Annotated in this window: 22 protein-coding genes; 13 read left to right on the top strand and 9 right to left on the bottom strand. The window is 55.7% G+C overall.

The features are described from left to right. Positions 1–48 precede the first annotated feature (48 nt). Entirely contained in the window at positions 49–1,140 is a 1,092-nt protein-coding gene (locus FD737_RS19665; RefSeq protein WP_160834343.1) for an ABC transporter ATP-binding protein, read from the bottom strand. Positions 1,141–1,153: 13 nt separating this feature from the next. Further along, entirely contained in the window at positions 1,154–1,753 is a 600-nt protein-coding gene (locus FD737_RS19660) for a GNAT family N-acetyltransferase (RefSeq protein WP_160834342.1), read from the bottom strand. A gap of 531 nt (positions 1,754–2,284) precedes the next feature. On the opposite strand from FD737_RS19660, the gene FD737_RS19655 reads away from it, so the two are divergent. From FD737_RS19655 to FD737_RS19645, 3 genes are read left to right on the top strand one after another with little or no spacing between them, the layout of a single operon-like run. Then, a complete protein-coding gene (locus FD737_RS19655) occupies positions 2,285–3,628 on the top strand; it encodes an extracellular solute-binding protein (RefSeq protein ID WP_097118990.1) in 1,344 nt (447 codons plus the stop codon). Between the two features lie 58 nt (positions 3,629–3,686). Next, on the top strand, positions 3,687–4,559 hold the full coding sequence (locus FD737_RS19650; RefSeq protein WP_160834341.1) for a carbohydrate ABC transporter permease: 873 nt from the start codon (positions 3,687–3,689) through the stop codon (positions 4,557–4,559). Then, complete coding sequence (locus FD737_RS19645; protein ID WP_034826777.1) at positions 4,559–5,374, top strand: carbohydrate ABC transporter permease; 816 nt, start codon at positions 4,559–4,561, stop codon at positions 5,372–5,374. Before FD737_RS19650 ends, FD737_RS19645 begins: the two co-directional genes overlap by 1 nt. 104 nt (positions 5,375–5,478) lie before the next feature. On the opposite strand, the gene FD737_RS19640 is transcribed toward FD737_RS19645, so the two are convergent. Then, positions 5,479–6,549, bottom strand: coding sequence for a tartrate dehydrogenase (locus FD737_RS19640; RefSeq protein WP_097118991.1), 1,071 nt, complete (start codon positions 6,547–6,549; stop codon positions 5,479–5,481). A gap of 84 nt (positions 6,550–6,633) precedes the next feature. On the opposite strand from FD737_RS19640, the gene FD737_RS19635 reads away from it, so the two are divergent. The 4 genes from FD737_RS19635 (at position 6,634) to FD737_RS19620 (ending at position 11,090) form a co-directional block, all read left to right on the top strand. Then, positions 6,634–7,539 carry a LysR family transcriptional regulator gene (locus tag FD737_RS19635; protein WP_160834340.1) on the top strand — a complete coding sequence of 302 codons (906 nt, stop codon included), beginning with the start codon at positions 6,634–6,636 and terminating at the stop codon, positions 7,537–7,539. 254 nt (positions 7,540–7,793) lie between these two features. Continuing rightward, entirely contained in the window at positions 7,794–9,215 is a 1,422-nt protein-coding gene (locus FD737_RS19630) for a sodium:solute symporter family protein (protein WP_097118993.1), read from the top strand. Between the two features lies 1 nt (position 9,216). Next, positions 9,217–10,416, top strand: a complete 1,200-nt coding sequence (locus FD737_RS19625) for an exo-alpha-sialidase (protein WP_160834339.1) — start codon at positions 9,217–9,219, stop codon at positions 10,414–10,416. Continuing rightward, positions 10,413–11,090 carry an SDR family NAD(P)-dependent oxidoreductase gene (locus FD737_RS19620; protein ID WP_058961842.1) on the top strand — a complete coding sequence of 226 codons (678 nt, stop codon included), beginning with the start codon at positions 10,413–10,415 and terminating at the stop codon, positions 11,088–11,090. The genes FD737_RS19625 and FD737_RS19620 overlap by 4 nt, the downstream gene beginning before the upstream one ends. Positions 11,091–11,281: 191 nt before the next feature. On the opposite strand, the gene FD737_RS19615 is transcribed toward FD737_RS19620, so the two are convergent. Then, positions 11,282–13,240 carry a sigma-54-dependent Fis family transcriptional regulator gene (locus FD737_RS19615; RefSeq protein ID WP_176505789.1) on the bottom strand — a complete coding sequence of 653 codons (1,959 nt, stop codon included), beginning with the start codon at positions 13,238–13,240 and terminating at the stop codon, positions 11,282–11,284. A gap of 197 nt (positions 13,241–13,437) precedes the next feature. On the opposite strand from FD737_RS19615, the gene FD737_RS19610 reads away from it, so the two are divergent. The 4 genes from FD737_RS19610 (at position 13,438) to FD737_RS19595 (ending at position 17,883) form a co-directional block, all read left to right on the top strand. Next, positions 13,438–14,457 carry a Gfo/Idh/MocA family oxidoreductase gene (locus tag FD737_RS19610; protein WP_097118995.1) on the top strand — a complete coding sequence of 340 codons (1,020 nt, stop codon included), beginning with the start codon at positions 13,438–13,440 and terminating at the stop codon, positions 14,455–14,457. After that, complete coding sequence (locus FD737_RS19605; RefSeq protein ID WP_160834338.1) at positions 14,457–15,236, top strand: TIM barrel protein; 780 nt, start codon at positions 14,457–14,459, stop codon at positions 15,234–15,236. Before FD737_RS19610 ends, FD737_RS19605 begins: the two co-directional genes overlap by 1 nt. A 73-nt stretch (positions 15,237–15,309) precedes the next feature. Beyond that, positions 15,310–16,224, top strand: coding sequence for a substrate-binding domain-containing protein (locus tag FD737_RS19600; protein WP_034826747.1), 915 nt, complete (start codon positions 15,310–15,312; stop codon positions 16,222–16,224). Between the two features lie 207 nt (positions 16,225–16,431). Next, positions 16,432–17,883, top strand: coding sequence for a methyl-accepting chemotaxis protein (locus tag FD737_RS19595; RefSeq protein ID WP_160834337.1), 1,452 nt, complete (start codon positions 16,432–16,434; stop codon positions 17,881–17,883). A 73-nt stretch (positions 17,884–17,956) separates the two neighbouring features. On the opposite strand, the gene FD737_RS19590 is transcribed toward FD737_RS19595, so the two are convergent. The 3 genes from FD737_RS19590 to FD737_RS19580 form a co-directional block, all read right to left on the bottom strand. Next, a complete protein-coding gene (locus FD737_RS19590) occupies positions 17,957–18,247 on the bottom strand; it encodes a DUF1330 domain-containing protein (RefSeq protein WP_160834336.1) in 291 nt (96 codons plus the stop codon). Further along, positions 18,247–19,128: a glutathione-dependent disulfide-bond oxidoreductase gene (gene yghU, locus FD737_RS19585; RefSeq protein ID WP_038643540.1), complete on the bottom strand. Its 882-nt coding sequence runs from the start codon at positions 19,126–19,128 to the stop codon at positions 18,247–18,249. The genes FD737_RS19590 and yghU overlap by 1 nt, the downstream gene beginning before the upstream one ends. Before the next feature lie 102 nt (positions 19,129–19,230). Next, a complete protein-coding gene (locus tag FD737_RS19580; protein WP_160834335.1) occupies positions 19,231–20,250 on the bottom strand; it encodes a LacI family DNA-binding transcriptional regulator in 1,020 nt (339 codons plus the stop codon). Between the two features lie 100 nt (positions 20,251–20,350). On the opposite strand from FD737_RS19580, the gene FD737_RS19575 reads away from it, so the two are divergent. Continuing rightward, a complete protein-coding gene (locus FD737_RS19575; protein ID WP_160834334.1) occupies positions 20,351–21,361 on the top strand; it encodes a Gfo/Idh/MocA family oxidoreductase in 1,011 nt (336 codons plus the stop codon). A gap of 35 nt (positions 21,362–21,396) precedes the next feature. On the opposite strand, the gene FD737_RS19570 is transcribed toward FD737_RS19575, so the two are convergent. Both FD737_RS19570 and FD737_RS19565 read right to left on the bottom strand, forming a co-directional pair. Then, entirely contained in the window at positions 21,397–22,278 is an 882-nt protein-coding gene (locus FD737_RS19570) for a sugar phosphate isomerase/epimerase family protein (RefSeq protein ID WP_034827178.1), read from the bottom strand. A gap of 16 nt (positions 22,279–22,294) precedes the next feature. Continuing rightward, on the bottom strand, positions 22,295–23,332 hold the full coding sequence (locus tag FD737_RS19565) for a Gfo/Idh/MocA family protein (protein ID WP_097119001.1): 1,038 nt from the start codon (positions 23,330–23,332) through the stop codon (positions 22,295–22,297). 332 nt (positions 23,333–23,664) lie between these two features. On the opposite strand from FD737_RS19565, the gene FD737_RS19560 reads away from it, so the two are divergent. Further along, positions 23,665–24,690: a LacI family DNA-binding transcriptional regulator gene (locus FD737_RS19560; protein ID WP_097119002.1), complete on the top strand. Its 1,026-nt coding sequence runs from the start codon at positions 23,665–23,667 to the stop codon at positions 24,688–24,690. The last annotated feature ends 188 nt before the right edge of the window (positions 24,691–24,878 follow it).

The following is a 24,878-nucleotide window of genomic DNA, read 5'->3' as shown; positions in this document are numbered from 1 at the left end:
TAAGGAGAGCGCCGTAGCATAACTACGGCGCTTGCTTCGTTCAGGCGCTTAACGCAGGCGCAATCCCTGCTCATCAAACAACATTCCGCGCTCAGCATTGATCTGATAGCTGACGCGGTCGCCAATCTCATGTTCTGCCGCGTTACGCTCCTCAATCACCAGTAACTTCTCCTCACCGATATCCAGGTAAAGATAGTTGGTATGCCCCAGCATCTCGCTGAATGACAAATCAGCGCTAAAGCTCAGCGTATCGGTTTCCTGCTGCGCCGGTGAGAAATGTTCGGGGCGAATCCCCAGCGTGACTTTTTGTCCTTCATGGCAGGCTGCGTCGATCTTCATGGTCAGCGTGTGAATGCCCAATGCGGGCACGCGCAACTGCACGGCACCTGGCGCGATCGTAGCGATTTCCGCCTGCAGGAAGTTCATCTTCGGTGAACCGATAAACCCGGCGACAAACAGATTGTCGGGATTGTGATACAGCGCCATCGGTGCACCTACCTGCTCAATTTTGCCCTGACGAAGTACCACGATGCGATCGGCCAGCGTCATCGCTTCCAGCTGGTCGTGCGTGACATAAATCATGGTGTTGCCCAGTGAGGCGTGCAGGCGAGCGATCTCAATGCGCATCTGTAGCCGCAGCTCAGCATCCAGATTGGAGAGAGGTTCATCAAACAGGAAAATACGTGGATGGCGGATGATGGCGCGACCAATGGCCACACGCTGACGCTGGCCGCCGGAGAGCGCACGTGGCAGGCGATCCAGCAGTTCCGTCAGATGCAGACGCGCCGCCGTCTGGTTAATCGCTTTCTCAATTTCCGCTTTGGATTTCTTCATCACTTCCAGCGGGTAAGCCAGATTGCCGCGCACCGTCATATTCGGATAGAGCGCATAGGACTGAAACACCATGGCAATGCCACGCTCGGTGGCGGGCTGGTGCGTCATGTCTGCGCCTTCAATCAACAGCTTGCCGTCGCTGATCTCCTCCAGCCCGGCAATCATGCGCAGCAAGGTCGATTTACCGCAGCCGGAAGGGCCGACAAACACCACGAACTCGCCGCTGTTAATGGTGAGATCGATACCGTGAATCACATTCACATGGTCGTAGGACTTTTTAACGCTTTGCAGATGCAGGCTGGTCATGGTGATGCCTCAATCAGAGTAGTTGGCCCATGTAGATGGCGTTGCTGCGCATAATGGGCGTGAAACCGAGACGTTGATAAAAGCCGCACACCTTCTCGTTTTGCAGGCTTACGCCCAGATAAACACCCGGTACTCCAGCGGCACGCAGATCCTGCAGCAACTGCTCAATCAGTTTTCGTCCCCAGCCGCCCTGTTGCGCTGGCGGCAGCAGATTGATGTGCAGATGTGCAGGCCATTGCGCTACCAGTTGTTCCGCAGCGGTATCCGGCTGGAGGATGGCGTCCAGCACTTTGCTGTCGAGGGGGGCTCGCGGCGTGTAGTCGCGATATTGTTGTTGCAGTGGCGGCCACCACTGCGCATCCAGTTCTGCTTCGAAGGCGCGTGTATCCGGTGCTGCCACCGCATAACCCATCACTTCGCTTTCTATTTCAAGGGCATAAGCGAAGTCAGGCGCAAAGCGCGCGTAGGGAATGACAAAGCGCAGGCCGGGCAGTGCCGGGTCGGAATAGAGCGCGGTGGCGTCAGTGCCCGCATTGGCCGTTTCTAAGCAGATGCGCGACAGGGCCGGAAAATCGCTCTCGCTGGCGCGGCGAATAACACCTTTAGCCGTCATGGTGATGCCTCTGTGGTCATGAGATGAACAGATTTTACGGTAAATAAAGCTGACTTAGTTTTCAAGGTGTAATAATTGCGCTACCGCACAACATCGAGGTAAATCCTGAGGGCGGACGGTGGCGTGAACGGCCACGTGAAGCGGCGCAGAGCCTGTGGTGCCTGTGTTCTGAGATGATTTTGCCGCAAAGGCCTCTCACATCTCTCAATAAGTATAGAATTTTCATATGGTCTGTCAGTGGGTTAATGCGGCTGAATGGCGTAAGTGATTTGTGCTGTCGGCAGAGGCATGTCTTCTTATGGTGTGCGCTTCAGCGGCTGTCTTGCAGAATTCTCTACTGCATAGTCCACTTTTCTTCTCACAGTTTGCACTGTATCACAGAGCAAAAATTCCGCAGTGAGGGTGTTTGACTTTCTTTTGTTCATAAAGTAAGTATGAATTAACGTCGTTATTACTGCTGCTGAATCAACCTGCCAGGACATGCAGGTGTCGCGATGAAGGGATGCCAGTCATCTGTTGGAGAAACCGAGCATGATGTGTGATTCAACCAAACGTCCGTCCCGTATGAAAAGCTCACTGCGCAGTGTGTCGCGTCTGGTTTCAGCCGGGATTTTGCTCGGTGCGACCCTGGCGACGGCACAAGCGGTCACGCTGAACGAATGGGATATTTATAACTATCCGCAGCAAACCGAAGCCGTGGATGAAGCGGTTAAAGCGTTCCAGCAGAAGAATCCGGGCATTACCATCCAGCGCTCGGTGCACTCTTTTGAAGACACACGCATTCCACTGAAGCTGGCGCTGACTGCCGGTGATGGCCCGCAAATCGCGCAGGTCAATCAGGGCGGTGGCGATATGGGTTCGCTGGTGAAAGACAAACTGCTGTGGCCGCTGGACGATTATGCCAAAACTTACGGCTGGACCACGCGCTTCCCGGATTCGATCCTCAAGCGTAACCGCTGGTCTGATAAGCAAGACTTTGGTAGCGGCAAACTGTATGGCGTGGCGAGTCTCGGTGAAATGGTGGGTCTGTATTACAACAAGGCGCTGCTGGACAAAGCGGGTGTTGCGATACCGAAAACCCTGCCTGAACTGGAAGCGGCAATGGAGAAACTGAAAGCCGCGGGTACGCCGCCGATGATGCTCGGCCTGCTGGATGGCAATATGGGCCAGCAGTTGCTGAGTACGGTATGGGAAGCACAGATTGAGAGTAAAGATCGCAAAGCCCTCGACGATCTGATTTACGACGTCGGCGGCACCTTCAAAGACGACAAGCTGGTGAAAGCGGCGAGCATGATGAAAAGCTGGAAAGACAAAGGCTACTTCTTCCCTGGCTTCGAAGGCATTGGCCATGATGATGCGGCCACGCTGTTCCAGAATGGTCAGGCCGCGTTCCTGGTGAGCGGCACCTGGTATCTCGGTCAGTTCAAAGACAATAAAGATGTGCACTTCGCGGCGATGCCGATGGGTGAGGGGGTACAGCATGCGCTAATGGTGGGCGGTACCGATCTGGCGTTCTCGATCACCAACACCGCGAAAACCAAAGAGCAGCAGGATGCGGCGGCCAAATTTATCGACTACATCGTTTCCGATGAGATGGCTAACCGCTGGTTGAAAGTGGGCTTCCTGCCGGCGGGTACCAGCAAAAATGCACAAATCCCTGCGGATAACCCGTTGCTGGCGGAGACGTATCAGGTATGGGTGACCCTCAACGAGCATGATGGCCTCGGCCATTATCTGGACTGGGCCACGCCGACCATGAATGCTGAGCTGAATCAGAACGTGCAGCTGTTACTGGCCGGAAGACAGACGCCGGAGCAGATGGTCACCAATTTCGACAACAACTATCAACGTTACCTGAAAACCCTGAAGCACTGATGACGTCCGGCCCGACAGCAATGCCGGGCCGTGAATTAGCCTGCAAGCGAGTAAGGTTATGCTGAACAAATCTGCCTGGCGCAATGCGCTCTATCTTCTGCCTGCCGTACTGGTCTATGCGGTGTTTTTACTCCTGCCGCTGCTGGCCTCGCTCGGCATCAGTTTCACCGAGTGGGATGGCACCTCCTTGCCGATTTTCACCGGTATCAGCAACTACGTGCGCATGTTCGAGGATCCGGTTTTCTGGGTGGCGCTCGGTAACAACGCGCTGCTGATGTTGTTTTACACCTTACTGCCGATTGGCGTCGGTCTGCTGTTGTGCAGCTTCCTGTATGAAACGCGCAACGGCAAAGAGCGCAGCGTATTGCGTATTCTGTTTTTCCTGCCTTACATCATGCCGATGGCGGTATTGGGCGTGGTGTGGCGCTGGCTGTATAACCCAGCGTTTGGTCCTATCGATCAGTTCCTGCGCGCGATTGGCTTGCCGCAGTTGGCTCTGTCGTGGCTGGGGGATTTCACCTGGGCGTTACCGGCCGTGGGTTTTGTCGCCACCTGGTATTTCTTTGGATTCTGTCTGGTGCTGTTTATGGCTGGATTACAGCGCATGGATCCCTCGCTATTAGAAGCCGCCGATTTGGATGGTTCTTCACGGCGTCAGAAGTTTATGCGTATCACGCTGCCCTCACTGCGCCCGGAACTGCGCATTGCGCTGCTGCTGACGGTGATTGCCAGCCTGAAGGCCTTCGATCTGGTGTATGTGATGACGCAAGGTGGGCCGGGCACCTCGACCATGGTGACCAACATCTTTATGTATAAGCAGGGCTTTGATCTGCACTACTTTGGCTACGCGTCTGCGGTTGCCGTGTTCAGTATGTTGATTGTGCTGATGATCAACGCCTGTATTCATTTTGCTATTCGGGAGCGTCACTGATGCGCGGTACGCCTGTTGTCTCACGCGCACTGATTTGGATTGTCGCGCTGATGACCATCCTGCCGTTTTTAATGGCGCTGATGACTTCGTTCAAAACGCAGATGGAGCTGTTTCAGGGCGTGTTCACGCTGCCTTCATCGCTGAACTTTAAAAATTACGTGACGGCCTGGCAGCAGGGGCACTTCAACGTCTACTTTATGAACTCGGTGCTGGTGGTGATTCCGGTGGTGATCAGCAGCATTTTGTTAGGGATTCTGGCGGGATTTGGTTTTGCCTGGCTGAAAATCCCCGGTAAGAAAGTAATAGCGGCGATGCTGGGCCTGGGTATGGTGCTGCCGAGTGAGGCTTTCATTATCCCGCTTTATCACGAACTGCGCTGGATGGGGCTGACGAACACGTATCTGGCGCTGATCCTGCCACAAATTGCCTTATCACTGCCGTTTACCACGTTGATGATTGCCACTGCACTGCAGCAGGTGCCACGCGAACTGGTGGAAGCGTCAGTGATGGACGGCGCATCCCGGCGCAAAATCCTGTGGGGCATTCTGGTGCCCGCCATCTGGCCCACGCTATCAACGCTGGCGCTGCTGCTGTTTATCTGGACGTGGAATGAGTTCCTGATTCCGCTGATTCTGGTGAACAAGGATGAACTGCGCACTTTGCCAATCGGCATGATGTTTTTCCAGAACAAAAACACCATTGATATTCCAGTGCTAATGGCGGGCGCGATGATTGTGATCATGCCGCTGGTGGCGGTGTTTCTGGTGTTCCAGCGCAAGTTTATCAGCGGAGTGACGGAAGGGGCGGTGAAGTAGGGGTGCGCCAGAGCACGACTCTGTGAGCACCTGCAACTGCGAACATTACAGGCCGTGGCCATTGGGGCGCCCGAGTTGATAGCGGGCGCATCCGTTAAGCCTATTTAAAGCGCTGCTGCGATCGCCGCACCCAACTCTTCCGTTGAGGCGCTGCCGCCGAGGTCGCGCGTCAGGTTAGAACCGGCGGCCAGGGTGCGCTCAATGGCATCCAGCACGGCGGCACCCGCTTCGGCGTAACCGAGGTGCTCCAGCATCATCGCACCACACCAGATCTGTCCAATCGGGTTTGCCACGCCTTTGCCCGCGATATCCGGCGCTGAGCCATGCACCGGCTCAAACAGACTCGGGAATTTCCCTTCCGGGTTGATGTTCGCGGAGGGCGCAATACCGATGGTGCCGGTACAGGCCGGGCCGAGATCCGACAGAATGTCGCCAAACAGGTTGCTGGCCACCACCACATCAAACCAGTCCGGATGCAGCACGAAGTTCGCGGTCAGAATATCGATATGATACTTATCGACTTTCACTTCCGGATAGCTCTGTGCCATGGCTTCAACGCGGCTGTCCCAATACGGCATGGTGATAGCAATGCCATTGGATTTGGTGGCAGAGGTCAGGTGCTTTTTCGGACGCTTCTGCGCTAACTCGTAGGCAAACTTCAGGATGCGATCGACGCCGACGCGCGTCATCACAGTTTCCTGAATCACCACTTCGCGGTCGGTGCCAGGGAACATGGTGCCGCCGACGGACGAGTACTCGCCCTCGGTATTTTCACGCACCACGTAGAAATCGATATCGCCGGGCTGACGATTGGCCAGCGGCGCTTTGACGCCCGGCATCAGGCGAACCGGACGCAGGTTGACGTATTGATCAAATTCGCGGCGGAACTGCAGTAGCGATCCCCACAGCGACACGTGATCCGGTACCACATCCGGCCAGCCCACCGCGCCAAAATAGATGGCATCAAACTGGCTGAGGGTGGCGAACCAGTCATCCGGCAACATCTTGCCGTGCTCTTGCCAGTATTCAGCGCTGGCGAAGTCAAACCATTGCCACTCCAGAGAAATATCGAATTTCTTTGCCGCTGCATCCATTACACGGATGCCTTCTGGCATCACTTCTTTGCCAATGCCATCGCCAGGGATGACGGCGATTTTGTAGGTTTTGCCGCTCATAGGGTTCTCACAGGTTGCTGTTGATGTTCTGAACGCAGTATAACCATGCATCACCGGGAAATAATTAGCCTGAGCGGCAAGCCAATGTTGAATAAAAGTAGAGAATCGCGCACTTCGACTGATGATCTGGCCTTCTTTGTGCGCGTCGCCGCGCTGGAGAGTTTAACCGCTGCGGCGCGTGAGCTGGGGTTGTCGCTGCCCGCCGTCAGCAAACGTCTCAGCCACCTTGAACAGCGTCTGGGGGTGCAACTGCTTAAACGCACCACGCGGCGGCTGGAGCTCACCGCTGAAGGAAAACGCTATCTGGAAGGGGCTCGCCCTTTGCTCGATCAACTGGCGGAGCTGGAGGAGTCGGTCAGCAGCCAGGCGGCGGTGCTGCGTGGCAGCCTGAACATCAACGCCTCGTTTGGATTTGGACGCCGCCATGTTGCCCCTTGCGTGTCGCGCTTTGCGGCGCTGCATCCTGAAGTCTCGTTATCACTACAGCTCAGCAGCCAGCCACTGAATTTCATCGATTCACACATCGACATTGATATCCGCATAGGCGAACCGCCCGATGCGCGACTCATCGCGCGCAAGTTACGCACCAATCCACGCGTGCTATGCTGCGCCCCGATTTATGCGCAACGTCACGGCCTGCCTGACAGTATTGTGGCGCTGGCGCAGCACAACTGTATTTTGCTACGCCAGTACGAAAGCGATTTCGCATTGTGGCGATTGAGTGATGGCCAGCAGCAGGTGACGCAAAAAGTGCAGGGCAGCCTGATCACCAACGATGGTGAAGTGGCGATGCAGTTAGCGATGGATGGGCACGGCATTTTGTTGCGATCCTGGTGGGATGCCCAGCACATGATTGAGCGTGGCGATCTGCTGCATATACTGCCAGCGTGGAGCAGCGTGGACGGGGATATTTTTGCGGTGTGGCGGCCGCAGCGTCAGTTACCTGCCCGCATTAGCGCCTTTGTGGATTTTTTGCAATCCGCCTTGTAACTATTAAGTTATTTTTGATTATTTATTATCATAATTGACTGTTTGTGAGCATGATCAAACAAATCATTGGCTGATTAGCCTATAAATTGCCCTGCTTATGCGTGAATTCATTCTGTTTTGAGTGAAATGAATCAATAAGCATAAACAGGGTTGCCGTTGTGCACAGACACTAAAATAACAAAACAGGCAACCTCATTAACGGCAAGCGTGAAGCCCAGCGCAGGCCACGACCCTACGTTATCAATGAGGCTAAAATGAAACAGTTTTCTGCAGAAGGGATGATGATTATTGTCGGGATCGTCATCGCGTATATTCTGTTTACCACCTGGCTGACCTGGCGCCTGCGCAGTAAAAACAGCGGCGACTTTATGGCGGGATCCAACGTGATGCCGGCTTTTGTTGTGGGTGTGATGTTAATGTCTGAGTACATTGGCGCAAAATCGACCATTGGTACCGCCCAGGCGGCGTTTGAAGGTGGGTTTGCCGCATCCTGGTCGGTGATTGGTGCCGCGATTGGCTTCCCGCTGTTTGGATTCCTGCTGGTTAAGCGTATTTATAACACCGGAAAAATCACCATTTCGGGTGCGATTGCTGAACGTTACGGCAACTCAACCAAGAACATCATTTCCCTCATCATGATCTATGCGCTGCTGCTGGTGAACGTGGGGAACTATGTGAGCGGCGCAGCGGCGATCTCGACCGTGTTGAACCTCGATCTCACCACGGCGGCCGTGATCACCGCAATCGTCAGTACCTTCTACTTTATGTTCGGTGGCATGAAGGGCATTGCCTGGGTCACGCTGCTGCACAGCGGACTGAAATATATCGGTATCCTGATCATTCTCGGCGTTGCACTGCATATGACCGGCGGCGTTAGCCCGATGATCAAAGAGATGCCGCATTTCTACTGGACGTGGGACGGTAATATCGGGGCCAGCACTATTTTTGCCTGGATGATAGGCACCATCGGTTCGATTTTCTGCACCCAGTTTGTCATTCAGGCTATTGCTTCCACCAAAAGTGCCGCATCCGCTAAGCGTGCAACCTGGGTTGCCTTCTTCTTTTGCATGCCGATTGCGATTGCCATTGCGTTGATTGGCGTGGCGGCGAAGTACCTGCATCCGGATATCAAAAGCCTGTATGCACTACCGGTGTTCCTGCAGGATATGAGCCCATGGCTGGCCGGGATTGTGACCACCTCGCTGGTGGCATCGATTTTCGTCAGCGTCAGTACCGTGGCGCTGGCGATTGCCTCGCTGGTGGTTAAAGATTTCTATGTACCGTATCGCAACCCAACGCCAGAACGTGAATTCCGTATGACGCGCTGGCTGTCGCTGCTGATTGGTTTCCTGCCGTTAATCCTGGTGCTGTTCGTCCCCGAGGTGCTGAAGCTCTCCTTCTTCACCCGCGCGATTCGTCTGTCGATCTCGGTGGTGGCGATTATTGCCTTCTACCTGCCGTTCTATAAAAGTACCCGAGGGGCGAATGCCGGTCTGATTGGGGCCTGCGTGGTGACCACCGTCTGGTATCTGCTCGGTGATCCGTTCGGCATCAACAATATGTACGTGGCGTTGATTACGCCTGCAGTGATCATGGTGATTGATCGCCTGATCCCTTCGGTACAAACGCACGACAAAAAAGCACCAAAATCTTCAATGCAAAACAGTGGAGCCTGATATGACCGAATCAACGATTACCGTCGAACGTAACGGTAACCTTCATCCGCACGCGCAGGATGCGCAGCAGCTCACGGCGATGCTGCCTTCGGTCTGTCCGCAGAATCATGCCGCTAATCTGCTGCCGCTGCCCAACGGTGATCTGCTGTGTGTCTGGTTTGGTGGTACGCAGGAAGGGATTGCCGATATCTCCGTGTGGTGCTCGCGCCTGGAACAAGGCGGCAGCCAGTGGAGTGAGGCGCAGAAACTTTCTGATGATTCGACGCGCTCTGAGCAGAACCCGGTGCTGTTCCTCGATCCTGACCAGGTATTGTGGCTGTTATGGACAGCGCAGAAGTCCGGTAATCAGGACACGGCGATTGTGCGCTATCGCCAGTCACGTGATTTTGGCCGCAGCTGGAGCGCCATCGACACGCTGCTCGATCAACCCGGCACCTTTATTCGCCAGCCGATTACGGTGTTACCGAATGGCAACTGGCTGTTGCCGGTGTTCTATTGCCGCACTCAGCCGGGCGTAAAATGGGTCGGTAATGACGACATTAGCGCGGTAAAAATCTCCAGCGATAAAGGCAAAAGCTGGCGCGATGTGGCGGTGCCGGATAGCCTCGGCTGCGTGCACATGAACATTACTTTATTGCAGGATGGCAGTTTACTGGCGCTGTATCGCAGTCGTTGGGCAGACTTTATCTACCAAAGTCGTTCTGTAGACGGTGGTGAAAGCTGGAGTGCGCCGGCGGCGACGGAACTGCCGAACAACAACTCCTCAATTCAGGTGACCACGCTGAACAACGGCCATCTGGCGCTGGTGTTCAACGCCATGAGTGCCAAAGATGCCAGCGAGCGTCGCCTGTCGCTGTATGACGAAATCGAGGATGATGATGAGGATGAGGATGACGATGTGGCGGTGGCCGCTGAACCGGTGGTGCATAGCGGACGTACCGCGTTCTGGGGCGCACCGCGTGCACCGATGACGCTGGCCATCTCCCCGGATGGCGGCCAAAGCTGGCCGTGGCAGCGTCATCTCGATGAAGGCGACGGCTACTGCATGACCAACAATTCGCAGCAGAAGCTCAACCGCGAGTTCTCCTATCCCAGCATCAAGCAAAGTGAGGACGGCGCACTGCATATCGCCTACACCTATTTCCGTCAGGCGATTAAGTACGTCCGCGTTAACGAAGCGTGGGTGAGGGGCGAAAAATGAGTCGACACGCGCTGGTCACGGGTGTCAGTTCAGGTATTGGCGCGGCGATTGCCGATCATCTGCTGGCGCAGGGCTGGCAGGTGACGGGGTTCAGTCGCACACTGGTCAAGAAAGATCATCCGGGCTTTACCTCGGTGAGCGTGGATCTGTTCGATGCCAGTTTGCTGAAGCAGGCGCTGGCCGCTTTGCCAAAGGTGGATGCGCTGGTGCATGCCGCAGGCATGATGGCGGCAGCGCCGCTCGGCGATCTCGATGAGGAGCAGAGCGCGCGCCTGTGGTATCTGCATGTGCAGGTGGCGCAGATCATGGCGAACGCGTTGCAGCCGCAGATGACGCAGGGCGATCGTATTTTGCTGATCGGCAGTCGCACCTCACGCGGCGCCGCTCATCGCAGCCAGTATGTCAGCACCAAAGCGGCAATGGTTGGGATGGCGCGCAGTTGGGCGGCTGAGTTAGCGCCGCAGGGGATCACCGTGAATGTGATCGCGCCCGGTGCCACTGAAACGCCCATGTTGCTGCAACCTGGCCGTGCCAGTTCACCACCCAAGCTGCCGCCCATTGGGCGCTACATCAAGCCGGAGGAAGTGGCGGCGCTGGCGGGTTTTGTGCTGTCCCCCGCTGCTGATGCAATAACCGGGCAGGAATTGGTTATCTGCGGTGGAGCGTCGTTGTAGATAGCGATTCGTGTTGTTATCCGCAGCTGATGCAATCACCGGGCAAGAGTGAATGATTTACGGTAGAGCGTCATTGTAGATGGCGGTCAATATACTCCCCCTCATCCGTCTTCCCTGAATCCCGTCCGGGATTCAGGGAGTGTTGGTACGAGAGCGGGTGGGCTAAAGGAAGCACATGAACCCTTTTTAACCTATCTCCCTCGCAATGCCGTGACATCCACCTGCCAGACATTCAGTTTGTTATACAGCGCGGTACGTGAAATCCCCAGTTGCTGTGCTGACTGGCGCAGGTTGCCTTTCTGCTCACTCACCACCTGCAATACATGCTGACGCTCATTTTCCTGCAATGATGTTAAAACGCTGGATTGTGGCGGCGAGACGCGCTGCGTCATCTCTTCCGGCAAATCCGGCTTGCCAATCTCCAGCCCTTCACACAAATTCACCATGCGTTCGACCAGGTTCTCCAGTTCACGCACGTTGCCCGGCCAGTGCCACGTCTGCAAGCAGTGCATGGCTTCAGACGACACCTGCGGCGCGATACGTTTCAAGCGGGTACAGAGCGCCTGAATAAACGTATTCACCAGACCTGGAATATCTTCCTGACGTTCTCGCAACGGCGGAATGGCTAATGAAATCACGTTAAGACGGTAATACAGGTCGCGGCGAAAGGCGCCTTTTTCCACCGCATCCAGCAGATTACAGTGGGTGGCGGCAATGATGCGCACATTGACCTTAAGCGGATGCGCGGCGCCAATACGCACCACTTCACTCTCTTGTAATACGCGGAGCAGGCTGGTTTGCGCCTCCAGCGGCATTTCGCCAATTTCATCCAGAAACAGCGTGCCGCCATCCGCCAGCTCGAATTTTCCCGCGGAGCCGCCGCGCCGGGAACCGGTGAATGCGCCATCGACATAACCAAACAGTTCGCTCTGCACCAGGTCACGCGGCAGGGCGCCGCAGTTGAGGGCGATAAAGGGTTCCTGATGTCGTGGGCTGGCGTTATGGATCGCCTGCGCGAACAACTCCTTGCCGGTGCCGCTTTCACCGCTTAACAGCACGGTGCTATCTGTGCGGCTGCTGGCGCGTGCCTTCTGAATGGCTTGCTGCACGCGCGGAGCGTGGCCGCGGATCATCTCAAAGGTATAACTGGCGCTGACGCCCATTACCTGCCGCGTAATCGCCCGGATGCGCTGGTTCTCGCGCAGAGACAGCACACGTCCACCATCGGGTGCCGGCATCAATGAAATCAGACAGGAGAGGGGCTGCACGCCGTCCGGGATAAACTGCAACTCACGGTCATTACAGAATGGCATGGTCAGCAGCGATCCTCCCTGGGGTTGCAGTAACACATCAATCGGCCCGGCTTGAGGATCGAGACCACTAAAGATCTGCCGCGCATAGCGGTTTAACGTTTTGATCCGTCCGTGGCGATCGCAGACGATCACGCCCTCATTCAGGGTTTCCAGGATCGACTGTTGTTCTGCCAGCAAACTGCGCAACATTAATTGTTGTCCCACCGCTTCTGCAGCGGCCTGTACCGTGCCCAGCGTGTGCGCATTAAAGTTATCCGGTGTGGCGGTGAGTGTGAGCACGCCGAGCAGTTGGCCGCTGGCATCTCGAATCGGCGCGGCTGCGCACTGGTAGTGGCGCTTACGCAGATCGATCTTCCAGTTTTCCCCGCTCAACACATACACCAGCCGTTGCTCAATCAGGCAACGAGCTGTGCAGTTGGTGCCGAGCACCTCTTCGCTCAGGATGCTACCAATCGGCGTCAAATCAGCGCCGCAAAAATGCAGCGTGACACCTTGCGCGTCGGTGAGGTTGATATGGCCATCCGGGTTATAGGCCAGCAGGTTTTCCATTACGTTACGCGCCACCGCAATCAGCTCGGCATTGTGCGCCAGGATGGCCTTCAGCTCATCCGCAGGAGGCGAAGTGTAGATGAAGGTGTGTGGATCGATGGCGCGCTGCTGCGATCGCTGCCATGACTGCAAAATACTGCGCCGCATCCAGCCCGGTTGTTCCCCCCGGACAAAGCTGTGCCAGCCCTGCCAGAGCAAGGTATCCCATTCGCCCGCTTCAGCCCCTTCCGGCAGGCTGAAAATCGGGTCGCTTTCATCTTTAAACGGCAAACGTTCGCTGGCGCGCATCAGAGGCTCCTGGTCAATCTGGAATGTCCATTTTATTGACATGTGAAGTTGACATGTAAAGTTTATGACCAATTCAAAACGCAACGCTGTGTGGTTCCTCACATAAATTGCCCCTTTTTAGTTGGCATCTGGATTGCAATGAAATGCCTATCTCACCTGTCCCGAACGGACATATCCAAAACAGTAAGGAATGATTTATGACATTTCATCTTCAACCGGTACGTGTTGGTCTGATTGGCGCAGGGCGAATGGGCAGCTTCCACGCCGAGAATCTGGCATATCGCGTCCCCGGCGCCACGCTGGCAGCTGTCGCCGATCCGCAGCCCGGTGCAGCGGAAAAGCTCGCCAGCAAGCTGGGTGTCGCGAAAGCCTATAGCGATTTGCATGCGCTGCTACTCGATCCTGAAATTGATGCGATTGCCATTGCGGCGCCCGCTCGCACCCATGCCGAGTGGGTGATTGCCGCTGCGAATGCCGGTAAGCACGTATTTTGTGAGAAGCCAATGGCGGTCACGCTGGAGGAAGCTGACCGCGCCATTGCCGCCGCCAAAAGCGCAGGCGTAGTGTTGCAGGTGGGCTTTAATCGCCGTTTCGATACGGGTTTTGCGGCGGCGATTGCGGCAGTGAAGGCAGGCGAGAACGGTATTACGCAATTGAGCCGTTCTGTAACGCGCGATCCGGCGCTGCACGATCCGTCGCGCATCCCGCAGTGGACCATTTATCTCGAAACGCTGATCCACGATTTTGACACCCTGCTGCATTTCAACCACGGGGCGAAGCCGGTGGAAGTGTATGCCATCGCCGATGCGCTGGTGCGCCCGGACTTCAAAGATAAAGGCTTGCTGGATACCTCAGTGGTGACCATTCGTTTTGATAACGGGGCGATAGCCATTGCGGAAGCCAACTTCCAGGCAGTGTACGGCTATGACGTGCGCGGCGAAGTGTTTGGCAGTAAGGGGATGTTGCAGGCGGGCCATATCACCTCTTCTAACTGTGTGCGCTACAGCGCCAGCGGCATCAGCATGGAGACCTCGCGCATGGATTCGGATCTGCTGCGCGATGCCTATGTGGCGGAGATGATCGAATTTGCCCGCTGTATCCGCACCGGCGAAACACCGCGTGCCACCGGCGAAGACGCGCGCAATGCGCTGGAGATTGCGCTGGCCTGTATTGAATCGGTCACCCACAACCTGCCTGTCAAAGTAGGAGCGCGCTAATGGCTGCTTATCAACTCTCGGTTTGTGCCGAAATGGTGTTCCTCGATCTGCCATTTGTTGAGCGTGTGAAACGCATTCACGCGCTGGGGTTTGGCGTTGAAATCTGGGGATGGGCCAATAAAGACATTGATGCGTTGGTGGCGACCGGTGCGCGATTCACCTCCATGACCGGTTATCTCACTGGCAATCTCACCGATGATGACGAGATCCAGCAGCTCTTACAGAGTGCCGAAGCCTCGCTGGCGGTGGCTGAGCGGCTTAACTGCCCTGGATTAAATTTGCACGGCACCGGGCTGGATGACAAAGGCTTGCCGGTTAAACCCGTGGAAGTGGTGACCGGTGCGATGTGGCTGAAAGCGGTCGATACCTTGCGCAAAGTGGCGCAACTGGGCGAGCGCGCCGGGCGCGTGTTCACCCTCGAAAACCTCAACCTGCCGGTCAATCACCCCGGCACCCCGTTCGCGCTGGCCGCCGATACCCTGGCGCTGGTGGAAGCGGTCAACAGCCCGGCGCTAAAGATGAATCTCGACCTTTACCATGCGCAGATTGGCGAGGGCAATTTGATTGAGCTGATTCGCCGCAGCGGTTCCGCCATTGGCGAAGTTCAGGTGGCGGATGTACCGGGTCGCCAGCAGCCGGGCACCGGCGAGATCAACTATCGCGCCATCGCGCGTGCACTGCAGGAAGTGGGTTACAGCGGTACGGTGGCGATGGAGGGCTGGGCCAGCGGTGACAGCACCGCCGCGCTAGAGCAGTTCCGCGATCACTTCACGATTTAAGCGTTTTACCGCCGGGTATTTGCCTGTTGCCCGGCGTCATAACAATAAAACCTCAACCTACAGGAATCACCTCATGAACATCCGAAACATCGTGCTTTGTCTGTGCTCGCTGCTGCTGAGTTTGAGCGTCAGTGCGAAAACCTTCACCGTCGGCGTTGCGCTGGCCAACTTCGACCTTAACTTTGTCTCGATTCTGCGTACGCAGATGCAGGCAGAGCTAAAAGCCAATCAGCTCAACGGCCAGTTCGTGGATGCCAAAGGAGATGTGGCACTGCAAGTACAGCAGGTTGATGATTTTATTAACCAGGGCGTGGACGCCATCATCCTTAATCCCGTCGATACGCAGGGCGTGTTGCCGATGATCACCGCCGCGAAAAACGCCAATATCCCGCTGATTTTCGTCAATCGTAAGCCAGAAGTGAAACTGCCGGGCGACATGGCTTATGTGGGTTCTGACTCTGCATTGGGCGGGGAAATGCAGATGGAAGCGTTAGCGAAGAAGATGAATTACAAAGGTAATGTGGCGATTCTGATGGGCGCACTGTCCAATGAAGAGGCGCGCGAGCGCACCCGTGCGGTCGAAGCGGTGATCGCCAAATATAAAGACATGAAAGTGATTGAGAAGCAGACCGCCAAGTGGCAGCGCAATGAAGCCGTAGATGTGGTATCGAGTTGGTTGCTGAACCAGCGTCCGATCGATGCGATTGCCGCTAACAATGATGAAATGGCGATTGGTGCCATCATGGCGCTCAGTCAGGCGAAAAATGAAAAAATTCTGGTCGCGGGAATCGATGGCACGCCTGATGGACAGCAGTTTGTGAAGAACGGCAAGATGACACTGACCATTTTCCAGGACGCTAAAGGTCAGGCAACCGGTGCAGTACAGGTGACGAAGGCACTGCTGGATAAACAGAAAGTGCAGGAGTACAACTGGGTGCCGTATCAGACCATCACTCCGGAAAACTACGCGCAGTTTGCTGCAAAGTAAGTTGAGCGTCATGGCACAGGCGCACGACGTTGCGCCTGTGCTGCCCGGGAAATCATCGCATTCAAGTGAACCTGCTCACATCCTTCTCTTTCAATTATTCACGGTCCTAAACTTTCCCATTAACGCGCCGATAATTTCACCACTCAGTCTGAGCACTTTGCCCTGACGTTTGGGCATCTTAATCAACCTCTGGTGTGGAAAATTGCCATGATCGCAACGCCCTTGTCAGGCCCGGATGCCGCGCCGGTGGAGATGGTTTCGCTGCGACGTATTGCACAGCGCGCAGATAGCCTTGCGGTGATCCTCAACTGGGGATTGTGGCCGATTGCACTCGGCGTTGGGTGGATGAATGACAGTTTAACCGTAGCGCTGATTGCTGGCCTTGCGTTGGCACTGCTGTCGACCTTCTTTGGCACCGTCCTGCGCGGCACGCTGACTTCAAGGTTGGTGCTCTCAGCCCTGTTGATCGGCTGGGCAGGTTTACTGATTCAACTCGGCGGTGGTGAAACCGAATATCACTTCTCGGTATTTGTGTTGATGTCGGTGCTGCTGGCGTGGCGCGACATCCGTCCACTGATCATGGGCGCGGCGGCAGCGGCCACGCATCACATTCTGTTTAATTATCTGCAGGAAAACGATCTTTTCGGCGTGGTGGTGTTCCATCATCCGGGCTGGGACATGGTGGTGTTTCATGCCCTGTTTGTGGTGGCGCAGACCGCCATCTTGCTGGTGATTGCGCGTCAGATGGCCGCCGATGCACGTTCCGCGAGTGAAGTCGCGGAGCTAGCCTCACGGATCAATCAGCAGGCCGGGTATCTGACGCTGAATGCGGATAGCCAGCAGAGTGAAAGCCCGTTCGCCCGCACCTTCAGTACCACGTTGGGCACCATGCATGGCACGCTTCATCAGGTGAGTCTCGGCGTGAGCGCCTTGTTGACGGAGTCTGAAAGTATATTGCAACGCAACGCTGAACTGTCGACCCGCACCGATGAACAGGCGCAGGCACTGGAAGTCGCGGCCAGTGCGATGACGGAAATCAGCATTGCTGCCAGCTTAACGCGTGACAAAGCACAGAGTGCAAGCGAACTCGCGCGGGATGCACGTGCGGTGGCCACGCACGGAGAGGAAAATATCCAGTCGGCGATGAGCTCAATGGCGAAAATCAGCGAAGAGTCACAGCGGGTGAAAGTGATTTTAGCATTGATCGACGGCATCGCTTTCCAGACCAATATTCTTTCTCTGAATGCTTCAGTAGAAGCGGCGCGCGCCGGCAGTCAGGGGCGTGGTTTTGCCGTGGTGGCAAGCGAAGTGCGCAATCTGGCGATGCGCAGCGAGAATGCTGCGCGCGAAATTCGCCAACTGATGGATGCCAGCAGCCTGAGCACCGAACATGGCACCGTGCAGATTGAACATGCTGCACAGACCATGCGTGATATTCACAGCAGCATCAGCGGATTGTCACAGCTGGTCACCGAGTTGTCTGAGATGAGTGAACAGCAGAATTTGAGCATCGAGCAGATTCAGCAGAGCATCAACAGCATCGATCACAGCGTGCATCACAACGTTCAGCACGTGGCGGAAACCTTGCAAGTGGCGCATCAGCAGCAACAGCAGGCGAATCGGTTGCAGCAGGCGATTGCGCTATTCAGACTGGATTGATCGGCGAGACGAGCAAATCTCGACCTCTCTGGCTGGCAGGGCGCACCGATTGAAGTGCGCCCCTGTTGGCAGATTAAGCCACACCCTTGACCAGTAACACGCGATAGTTCGCGCCTTTGACCCGATGGGCTTTCGCTTCCTGATACGCCGGGCTGTGGTACCTGGCTTTTGCTGCATCAATATCCGCAAATTCCAGCACCACTACGCCTTCCGCCTCACGGCCTTCCAGCACTTCAAGATCGCCATAAAATGCCAGCGGCGTGATCTGATGATCGCCGCGTGCCTCACCGGCTTTCTGCGCGTAGGTCGCCAGCTCATCTTTATCCAGCGTTTCGTCTTTAATCATCACCACATAAGCGGCCATTACTGCTCTCCTCGCGCCTGACGTTTGTCTTCGGTGTTGGTATCGAAATCAGAGGCATCGTGGCGTTCCAGCAGTTGATCCTGTGGTTCGGCACCAAATGCCTTATTCACTTTGCGACCCCGAATCACCGCTGGACGCTCAGCGATCTCTTTAGCCCAGCGCACCACGTTTTTGTACGACTGCACATCAAGGAACTCGCCGCCGCCATAGATGTTGTTCAGGACCAGGTTGCCGTACCACGGCCAGGTGGCGATATCGGCGATGGTGTATTCCTCACCGGCGAGGAAACGGTTATTGGCGAGCTGACGATCCAGCACATCCAGCTGACGCTTGGCTTCCAGCGTGAAGCGGTTGACGGCGTACTCGATTTTTTCTGGTGCGTAGAAATAGAAGTGACCATAGCCGCCGCCAAGGTAAGGCGCAGAGCCCTGCAGCCAGAACAACCAGTTCAGGGTTTCGGTGCGGCCTGCAATATCCGCCGGGATGAAGTGACCAAATTTCTCGGCCAGATACAGCAGAATGTTGCCTGATTCGAACACGCGCAGCGGTGGCGTGACTGAGTGGTCACTCAGTGCCGGAATTTTGGAGTTCGGGTTCACGTCAACGAAACCGCTGGAGAACTGATCGCCATCACCGATGCGAATCAGCCAGGCATCGTATTCGGCTTCTTTTGCCCCGACGGCCAGCAACTCTTCCAGCAGGATGGTGACCTTCTGGCCGTTTGGCGTCCCCAGTGAATAGAGCTGCAGCGGATGTTTGCCCACCGGCAGGGTCTTCTCATGCGTCGGCCCGGCGAACGGACGGTTGGTTTTTGCGCCGTTACCTTTGGCTTCCGGGTCCCAGGTCCAGACTTTCGCGGGCTGATACTGATTTTCCGACATAATGATTTCGCCTTGTTGTGATTGCGTTTTTTGCTGCTACTGAGTGTAGCAGCGACAGATGAAGGCGATTTAACCGCGCTGGCGGTGAGATGCAAAGTGTGATTATGCGAAGTTCTCTTGCGTAAACAGCATAAAGTCGACTTTGCCGGACTGGTAGGTGTCAGGCTGTTCACCCTCTTCGAGATGTTTTAGCAATAAGGTGAGCGCCAGCTGAGCATGGCGCAGGGTGTTTTGATCGAGTGTTAGCGTCAGCACGCGCTTCTCAAAAAGCTGGCGCGTGGTGGCATAAAGTTCATGCGTCACGTACACCACTTTGCCGCCGAGTCGATGGCGCGCCAGCGCTTCGTGAATCTGCGTATTGCCGAGGCCGGTGTTGTAGAGTCCGACGATATTTTGCGATCCGGCCAGGGTTTTCTCCAGCAGGCGGCTAATGCGATCGCGTTCATCCTGCCCGGCCAAAACTTCCCGTAACCTGAGCTGCGGAAAACGCTCCGCCAGCACGGTTTGAAAACCTTCAATGCGCTGACGATGCGCCGAATAGTCGGCGCGGCCACTCACCAGCACCACATCGCCCGGTGCTTTGATCATACTGCCCAGCATCAATCCGGCGGTGCGTCCGGCTTTGTATTGATCGATGCCGACGTGACACAGACGTGCCGCATTGGGCAGATCTGTGACCATGGTGATCACCGGTACGCCGCGTGCCTGACACGCCGCTAAGGCATCATAAATCAGCGGATTTTCATGGGCGAAAACGATCAGCGCATCCATCTTTTTACTGCTGGCCGCAATGTGTGCCGCCAGCTTCTCGGGGGCGTTTTCCGGGATCAACGTGCGATGCAGGCGCAGTCGACGATAGCCCAGCTCATCAGCCAGTCGGGCAAAGTCCTGTGCCAGCTGCTGGAAGAAGAACGAGCCGTTGCCGCTGAGCAGCACTTCGATCTGCCAGCTATGGCGATGCTCCTCTGGCAAAATACGCTTCAAACCCGCATCCCGCGCCGCCTGCAGAATTTTTTTTGTCATCGCCGGGGACACACCACCGCGATCGTTGAGTACCCGATCAACCGTGGCCACGCCCACGCCTACTTGCTTCGCCAGCTCCGCCAGCGTCAGTGCTTTCATCTGAGGTAATTCCATCAAAAACCGCGTACAGCTAGCCTGCCAGAAAGCGCTATTTTGACAACATCGGCTATTCCGAAGTGTGAACAAAAGGAGCGTTAAAATGCGGACTCCGCAACGTTTTGCCTTGATTGGCAGTGGATTTATCGGCCAGGTGCACGCTGCCAACCTGGCGGCGCATCCTGGCGTTGAGCTGGCGCTGGTGTGTGACATTGATGCGTCACGTGCCGAAGCGGTGGCACAGCGCTATGGCGCAAAAGCGGCCAGCGTGCAGCAGGCGCTGAGCAGTGATGGGATCGACGCGGTGCTGATCGCCAGCGCTACGCCAACCCATGCCGAACTGCTGGAGCAGGCAGTGCTGGCGGGCAAAGCGGTGTACTGCGAGAAACCGATCGACCTGTCGTTGCAGCGCGCGCGGGAAGTCGTGGAAAAAATCTCACCGGTGCAGGTTCCCGTTACCGTCGGCTTTAACCGTCGTTTTGACCACAGTCATCAGCAACTTAAATCCCAGCTGAAACAGGGGCTGATTGGCTGTACCGAGCTGATTCAGATGGTGTGCCGCGCGTCAGAACTGCCGCCAATCAGCTATCTGCAAGCCTCTGGCGGTCAGATGCGCGATCAGGCGATTCACTTTTTCGATCTGCTGCGCTGGCTGACAGAAGATGAAGTCAGCACCGTTGGTGCACTGGGCGCGGCGCTGGCGATGCCGGAGATCCGCGATTTTGACGTTGATACCTCGGTGCTAATCATGCGCATGCAGCAGGGCGCGCTGGCGCAGTTGGATAACACCCGCCGCACGGCTTACGGCTACGACGAACGCATCAGCGTGATGGGCAGTGAAGGGATGCTGGCTTCAGAGAGCCAGTCAGCGCGGGGTGCCACACTTTATCAGGGCAAAGGCATCACTCAGCCCGGCTTGTATACAGACTGGTTTAGTCGGGTGAAAGAGACCTACTACACCCATCTGGATGCGTTTGTACGCCACATCGGCGGAGAGAAAATCGAAGGGCTGCCGGGATTGATCGACGGTCTGCGCGCGCAGGCGATTGCCGAGGCGGCACAGTTATCGCTGACGCGAGGTGAATTTACAGAAGTGGAGTGGGTAGCCATTTGATGGCAGGGCGCGGCACACTGGCCGCGCCTTCAACTTTATTTCAGCAGCTCACGCTCAATTAATTCACGTGTTTCCACCGCTTGATATTTCATCTTCTCAGGATAGCCAAACAGCGCCGCCGAGATAATCGACTCTCCCCCGACTTTATAGGTGCGGTTGGCGAAATCCATCTCGCGCAGCGCTTCAAACAGCGCATCGAAGTTCACTTCCCCTTCACCCACCGCCACGTGCTGGTGGATGGTGGCGTCGACACCCGGTGGGTTGACGATATAGCGGCAGTGCTTGGTGTGGTTCATGGTATCGGCAATCAGCATATGCGACAGATCGTCGCCCGCGTAGTGCAGCATGTTTTTCACATCGCCCACGCCTTTGTCGTAGTAGAAGGTGTGCGGTGCGCTATAGATGTATTTGACGTTGTCGCTGCGGAACGATTTGACGATATCTGCCGTTTCGTTGCTTTGTTCGCAGAAATCCCACGGATGTGCCTGAATTTCGACGCGGATACCTTCACGTTCGATAATTGGCAGTAACTCATCCATCGAGCGATAGAACATCTCTTCACAAATCTCCGGCTCGTTCGGGTTGCCGGAGAGTTCGGTATTGATCACCTGCACCCCCATCTCGACGGCGATCTCGATCATGCGTTTCCAGTTCTTCACCGCCGCCTGACGACGCAACTCGTCCGGGCCTGACCAGCGATAAACCGTGATAAACGATGAGATTTCCACGCCAGTGGCATTCAGCGCATTTTTGTACTCGCGCATGATTTCCCGGCTGGCTTTCGGGTGTTTATAAAACGGATTGATCTGTGGATGGGGCGATTGTTCGATGTACTTGTAACCCCATTCGGCCACCTGATGCACCATGCGTGTGATGCCCATTTCTCTGATGACATCTACATCAAAAGCGATTTTCATATTGTTCTCCTGATCGTTAAGCGGTGCGCTCTTCATTAAACACCACACCGATCTGCTTCCTGACTTCATCCATGGCGTGCAGCGTGGCCAGTGAGGTGGCCAGCGGACGGACAGGCGAATCAAGCAGCCCCTGGTGGATACACCAGGCGGTATGTTCGATTTCATGACAGAGCTGAATATAGCGATTAGTCGGTTCTTCCCAGCGCAGCGTATGGCGGCCATCGCTGGAAGTGAGACGGAAATTGCCCGGCGCATAGAACTGGCCGTCGAGATAAAGCGTGGCATCACGACCGGCGATCACGGCAGTGCCCGGTGTGTTGCTGAACAGCGTGGTGTTGAGCACTGAGTGCATGCCGTTGCCGTGGGTCAGCAGCATTGATGTTTGCCCATTCACACCGCCAGGTGCAGGCTGGCCTTGCGCCACAATGCTGTCGGGTGCGCCGCCGACCAGCACGCTGAAGCCGATCAAATAGCTGCCGAGATCCAGCATCGGCCCGCCCGCCAGATCGAGATTGAAAATGCGGTGATCCTGGGTGAAATATTCACCATGATCGGCGATCAATGTATGAACATCTCCTAACGCGCCATCGGCCAGCAATTGACGGATCACATCGTATTTCGGCGCAAAATCACACCACATCGCTTCTACGCACAAGCGTTGTTGTTTGTGCGCTTCCTGCTGTAACTGCAACGCCTGCTGTGCATTGAGCGCCAGCGGCTTTTCAATCAGCACATGCTTGCCCGCTTGCAGCGTGCGCAGCCCATCAGGAAAGTGATGATTGTGCGGTGTGGCTATATACACCACATCAATGTCCTGGCGGCTCAGCAGTGCGTCAAGGCCTTCAACGGCGTGCGGGATATCCCATTTGCTGGCAAAAGCTTGTGCTTTCTCCAGACTGCGTGACGATACGGCCACCAGCTGTTGCTGAGTATGATGACGCAACGCATTGGCAAAGTGGTCGGCGATCCAGCCGGGTCCAACAATGCCCCAGCGCAGCGCGGGGATCTGGTTTTCAAGGGGACGGCGAGGTGCAGGTAGGGTCTGAGGGAACATATCATCTCCGTTATTATTGAGTCGTTCATGTGCCGGGAGCCGATAAGGCAGATCGCTTTCACTATAGAAAGGCGCGACCGCCGCCTCTATGGATTTACTGATGCAAATCCATCAGCCCTCACCTCTGTCCTCGAACAGGAAAATATCAAACATTTATTCCGGTAGGTAATTTAATGAAATGAATCATTTCATTTTTGCGATAACGATCAAATTACTGAGAGATTCTCTATCAAATATTGAGATTTGATGACGATTTACTCCGCAATGTCTTCGCACTCCCGGTCCATTTCGGGCATTATTTTGATAACTTACTATCAAACTGGAATCTGTTGATGAGCAAAATCACCATGAACGCTATCGCCAATGCGGCTGGCGTTGGCGTCGCCACGGTGGATCGGGTACTGAATCGGCGGGCTCCGGTTCGAGCGGCCACCGAGCAGAAGGTGTTAGAAGCTGCCAACCGACTGGGTTATCGCATGGCGCCGGTTATGCCTGTCAGCGCTGAGTCGCAGTCCGCGCACGTGACGCTGCGCATGGGTTTTGTGCTGCTATCAAAATCGTATTCGTTCTATCACTCGCTGACAGATGCCCTCAGACAACAGACGCAACCGTTGCATCCTGCGGGCAGTGAGCCACGGTTTTACTGGCATGACATTGATGATGTGGCAGCTGTGGTGGCCTCACTGCACAAGCTGGCGCAAGAGGTGGATGTGATTGGCTTAGTCGCGCTGGATCACCCACTGATCCGCCATGCCATCGAGCAGATATCACGCCAGGGCGTGCGGGTTTACGCCCTGTTCTCCAACTTCTCGCCCTGCGGACATGCGGGGTATTTCGGGTTGGATAATCAGAAAGCCGGACGCACTGCCGGTTGGGTGGCCTCGCATTTGCTGCATCAGCCGGGATCGGTGGGCGTGCTGGTGGGCGACCATCGTTTTACCTGTCAGGAGAGCTGCGAAATCAGCTTCCGCTCCTATCTGCGCGAGCAGGACAGCACCCGACGCGTATTAGAGCCGCTGAAAACCCATGAGTCGATTGATGGCGGCTATCACGCCACGCGTCAGTTGCTGGAAGAGCATGCCGATCTCGCCTTAATCTACGCGCCCTGTGGCGGTATTGAAGGCGTGATTCATGCGTTACGCCAGCAGCCGCAGCGCAAGGTGGCGTTAATCTGTCACGGCCCGGTGAAAGAGGGCGAACTGGCACTGATTGACGGCACAATCACCGTGATGATTCGCCATGAAATTGAGGAAATGGTGCGGCAATTTGTCCGCACGACTCAACAAACTGTCGAATCAGGGGAGCATTTCTCTCAGGTCACGCTGCCGTTTGAGATCATCACGCGTGAGAATCTTTAGCCTCTAAGCACCGAAATCTGGCGACGCGATGAGAAGCGTCAGCCTGATTCGCTCTCCGGCTGGCTGACCGAGAATGCGTTGGCAGTACTTGAGTGGTTGGCCTGAAAGTGGCGCCAGCTATGAACTTGATAGATTATCTATCATTTTAATGATAAAAAATAACATGATCGCTATCAAAAAATGAATGT

Source organism: Pantoea sp. Seng (assembly GCF_009829935.1).
Classification (GTDB): domain Bacteria; phylum Pseudomonadota; class Gammaproteobacteria; order Enterobacterales; family Enterobacteriaceae; genus Pantoea; species Pantoea communis.
Note: the sequence above shows the minus strand (reverse complement) of the source record. Positions and strands in the feature narration are given on the sequence as shown.

Excerpts from the sequence above, each read along its gene's own strand:
- FD737_RS19665 (WP_160834343.1), bottom strand. The coding sequence starts at position 1,140 with ATGACCAGCCTGCATCTGCAAAGCGTTAAAAAGTCCTACGACCATGTG.
- FD737_RS19660 (WP_160834342.1), bottom strand. The coding sequence starts at position 1,753 with ATGACGGCTAAAGGTGTTATTCGCCGCGCCAGCGAGAGCGATTTTCCG.
- FD737_RS19655 (WP_097118990.1), top strand. The coding sequence starts at position 2,285 with ATGATGTGTGATTCAACCAAACGTCCGTCCCGTATGAAAAGCTCACTG.
- FD737_RS19650 (WP_160834341.1), top strand. The coding sequence starts at position 3,687 with ATGCTGAACAAATCTGCCTGGCGCAATGCGCTCTATCTTCTGCCTGCC.
- FD737_RS19645 (WP_034826777.1), top strand. The coding sequence starts at position 4,559 with ATGCGCGGTACGCCTGTTGTCTCACGCGCACTGATTTGGATTGTCGCG.
- FD737_RS19640 (WP_097118991.1), bottom strand. The coding sequence starts at position 6,549 with ATGAGCGGCAAAACCTACAAAATCGCCGTCATCCCTGGCGATGGCATT.
- FD737_RS19635 (WP_160834340.1), top strand. The coding sequence starts at position 6,634 with ATGTTGAATAAAAGTAGAGAATCGCGCACTTCGACTGATGATCTGGCC.
- FD737_RS19630 (WP_097118993.1), top strand. The coding sequence starts at position 7,794 with ATGAAACAGTTTTCTGCAGAAGGGATGATGATTATTGTCGGGATCGTC.
- FD737_RS19625 (WP_160834339.1), top strand. The coding sequence starts at position 9,217 with ATGACCGAATCAACGATTACCGTCGAACGTAACGGTAACCTTCATCCG.
- FD737_RS19620 (WP_058961842.1), top strand. The coding sequence starts at position 10,413 with ATGAGTCGACACGCGCTGGTCACGGGTGTCAGTTCAGGTATTGGCGCG.
- FD737_RS19615 (WP_176505789.1), bottom strand. The coding sequence starts at position 13,240 with ATGCGCGCCAGCGAACGTTTGCCGTTTAAAGATGAAAGCGACCCGATT.
- FD737_RS19610 (WP_097118995.1), top strand. The coding sequence starts at position 13,438 with ATGACATTTCATCTTCAACCGGTACGTGTTGGTCTGATTGGCGCAGGG.
- FD737_RS19605 (WP_160834338.1), top strand. The coding sequence starts at position 14,457 with ATGGCTGCTTATCAACTCTCGGTTTGTGCCGAAATGGTGTTCCTCGAT.
- FD737_RS19600 (WP_034826747.1), top strand. The coding sequence starts at position 15,310 with ATGAACATCCGAAACATCGTGCTTTGTCTGTGCTCGCTGCTGCTGAGT.
- FD737_RS19595 (WP_160834337.1), top strand. The coding sequence starts at position 16,432 with ATGATCGCAACGCCCTTGTCAGGCCCGGATGCCGCGCCGGTGGAGATG.
- FD737_RS19590 (WP_160834336.1), bottom strand. The coding sequence starts at position 18,247 with ATGGCCGCTTATGTGGTGATGATTAAAGACGAAACGCTGGATAAAGAT.
- yghU (WP_038643540.1), bottom strand. The coding sequence starts at position 19,128 with ATGTCGGAAAATCAGTATCAGCCCGCGAAAGTCTGGACCTGGGACCCG.
- FD737_RS19580 (WP_160834335.1), bottom strand. The coding sequence starts at position 20,250 with ATGAAAGCACTGACGCTGGCGGAGCTGGCGAAGCAAGTAGGCGTGGGC.
- FD737_RS19575 (WP_160834334.1), top strand. The coding sequence starts at position 20,351 with ATGCGGACTCCGCAACGTTTTGCCTTGATTGGCAGTGGATTTATCGGC.
- FD737_RS19570 (WP_034827178.1), bottom strand. The coding sequence starts at position 22,278 with ATGAAAATCGCTTTTGATGTAGATGTCATCAGAGAAATGGGCATCACA.
- FD737_RS19565 (WP_097119001.1), bottom strand. The coding sequence starts at position 23,332 with ATGTTCCCTCAGACCCTACCTGCACCTCGCCGTCCCCTTGAAAACCAG.
- FD737_RS19560 (WP_097119002.1), top strand. The coding sequence starts at position 23,665 with ATGAGCAAAATCACCATGAACGCTATCGCCAATGCGGCTGGCGTTGGC.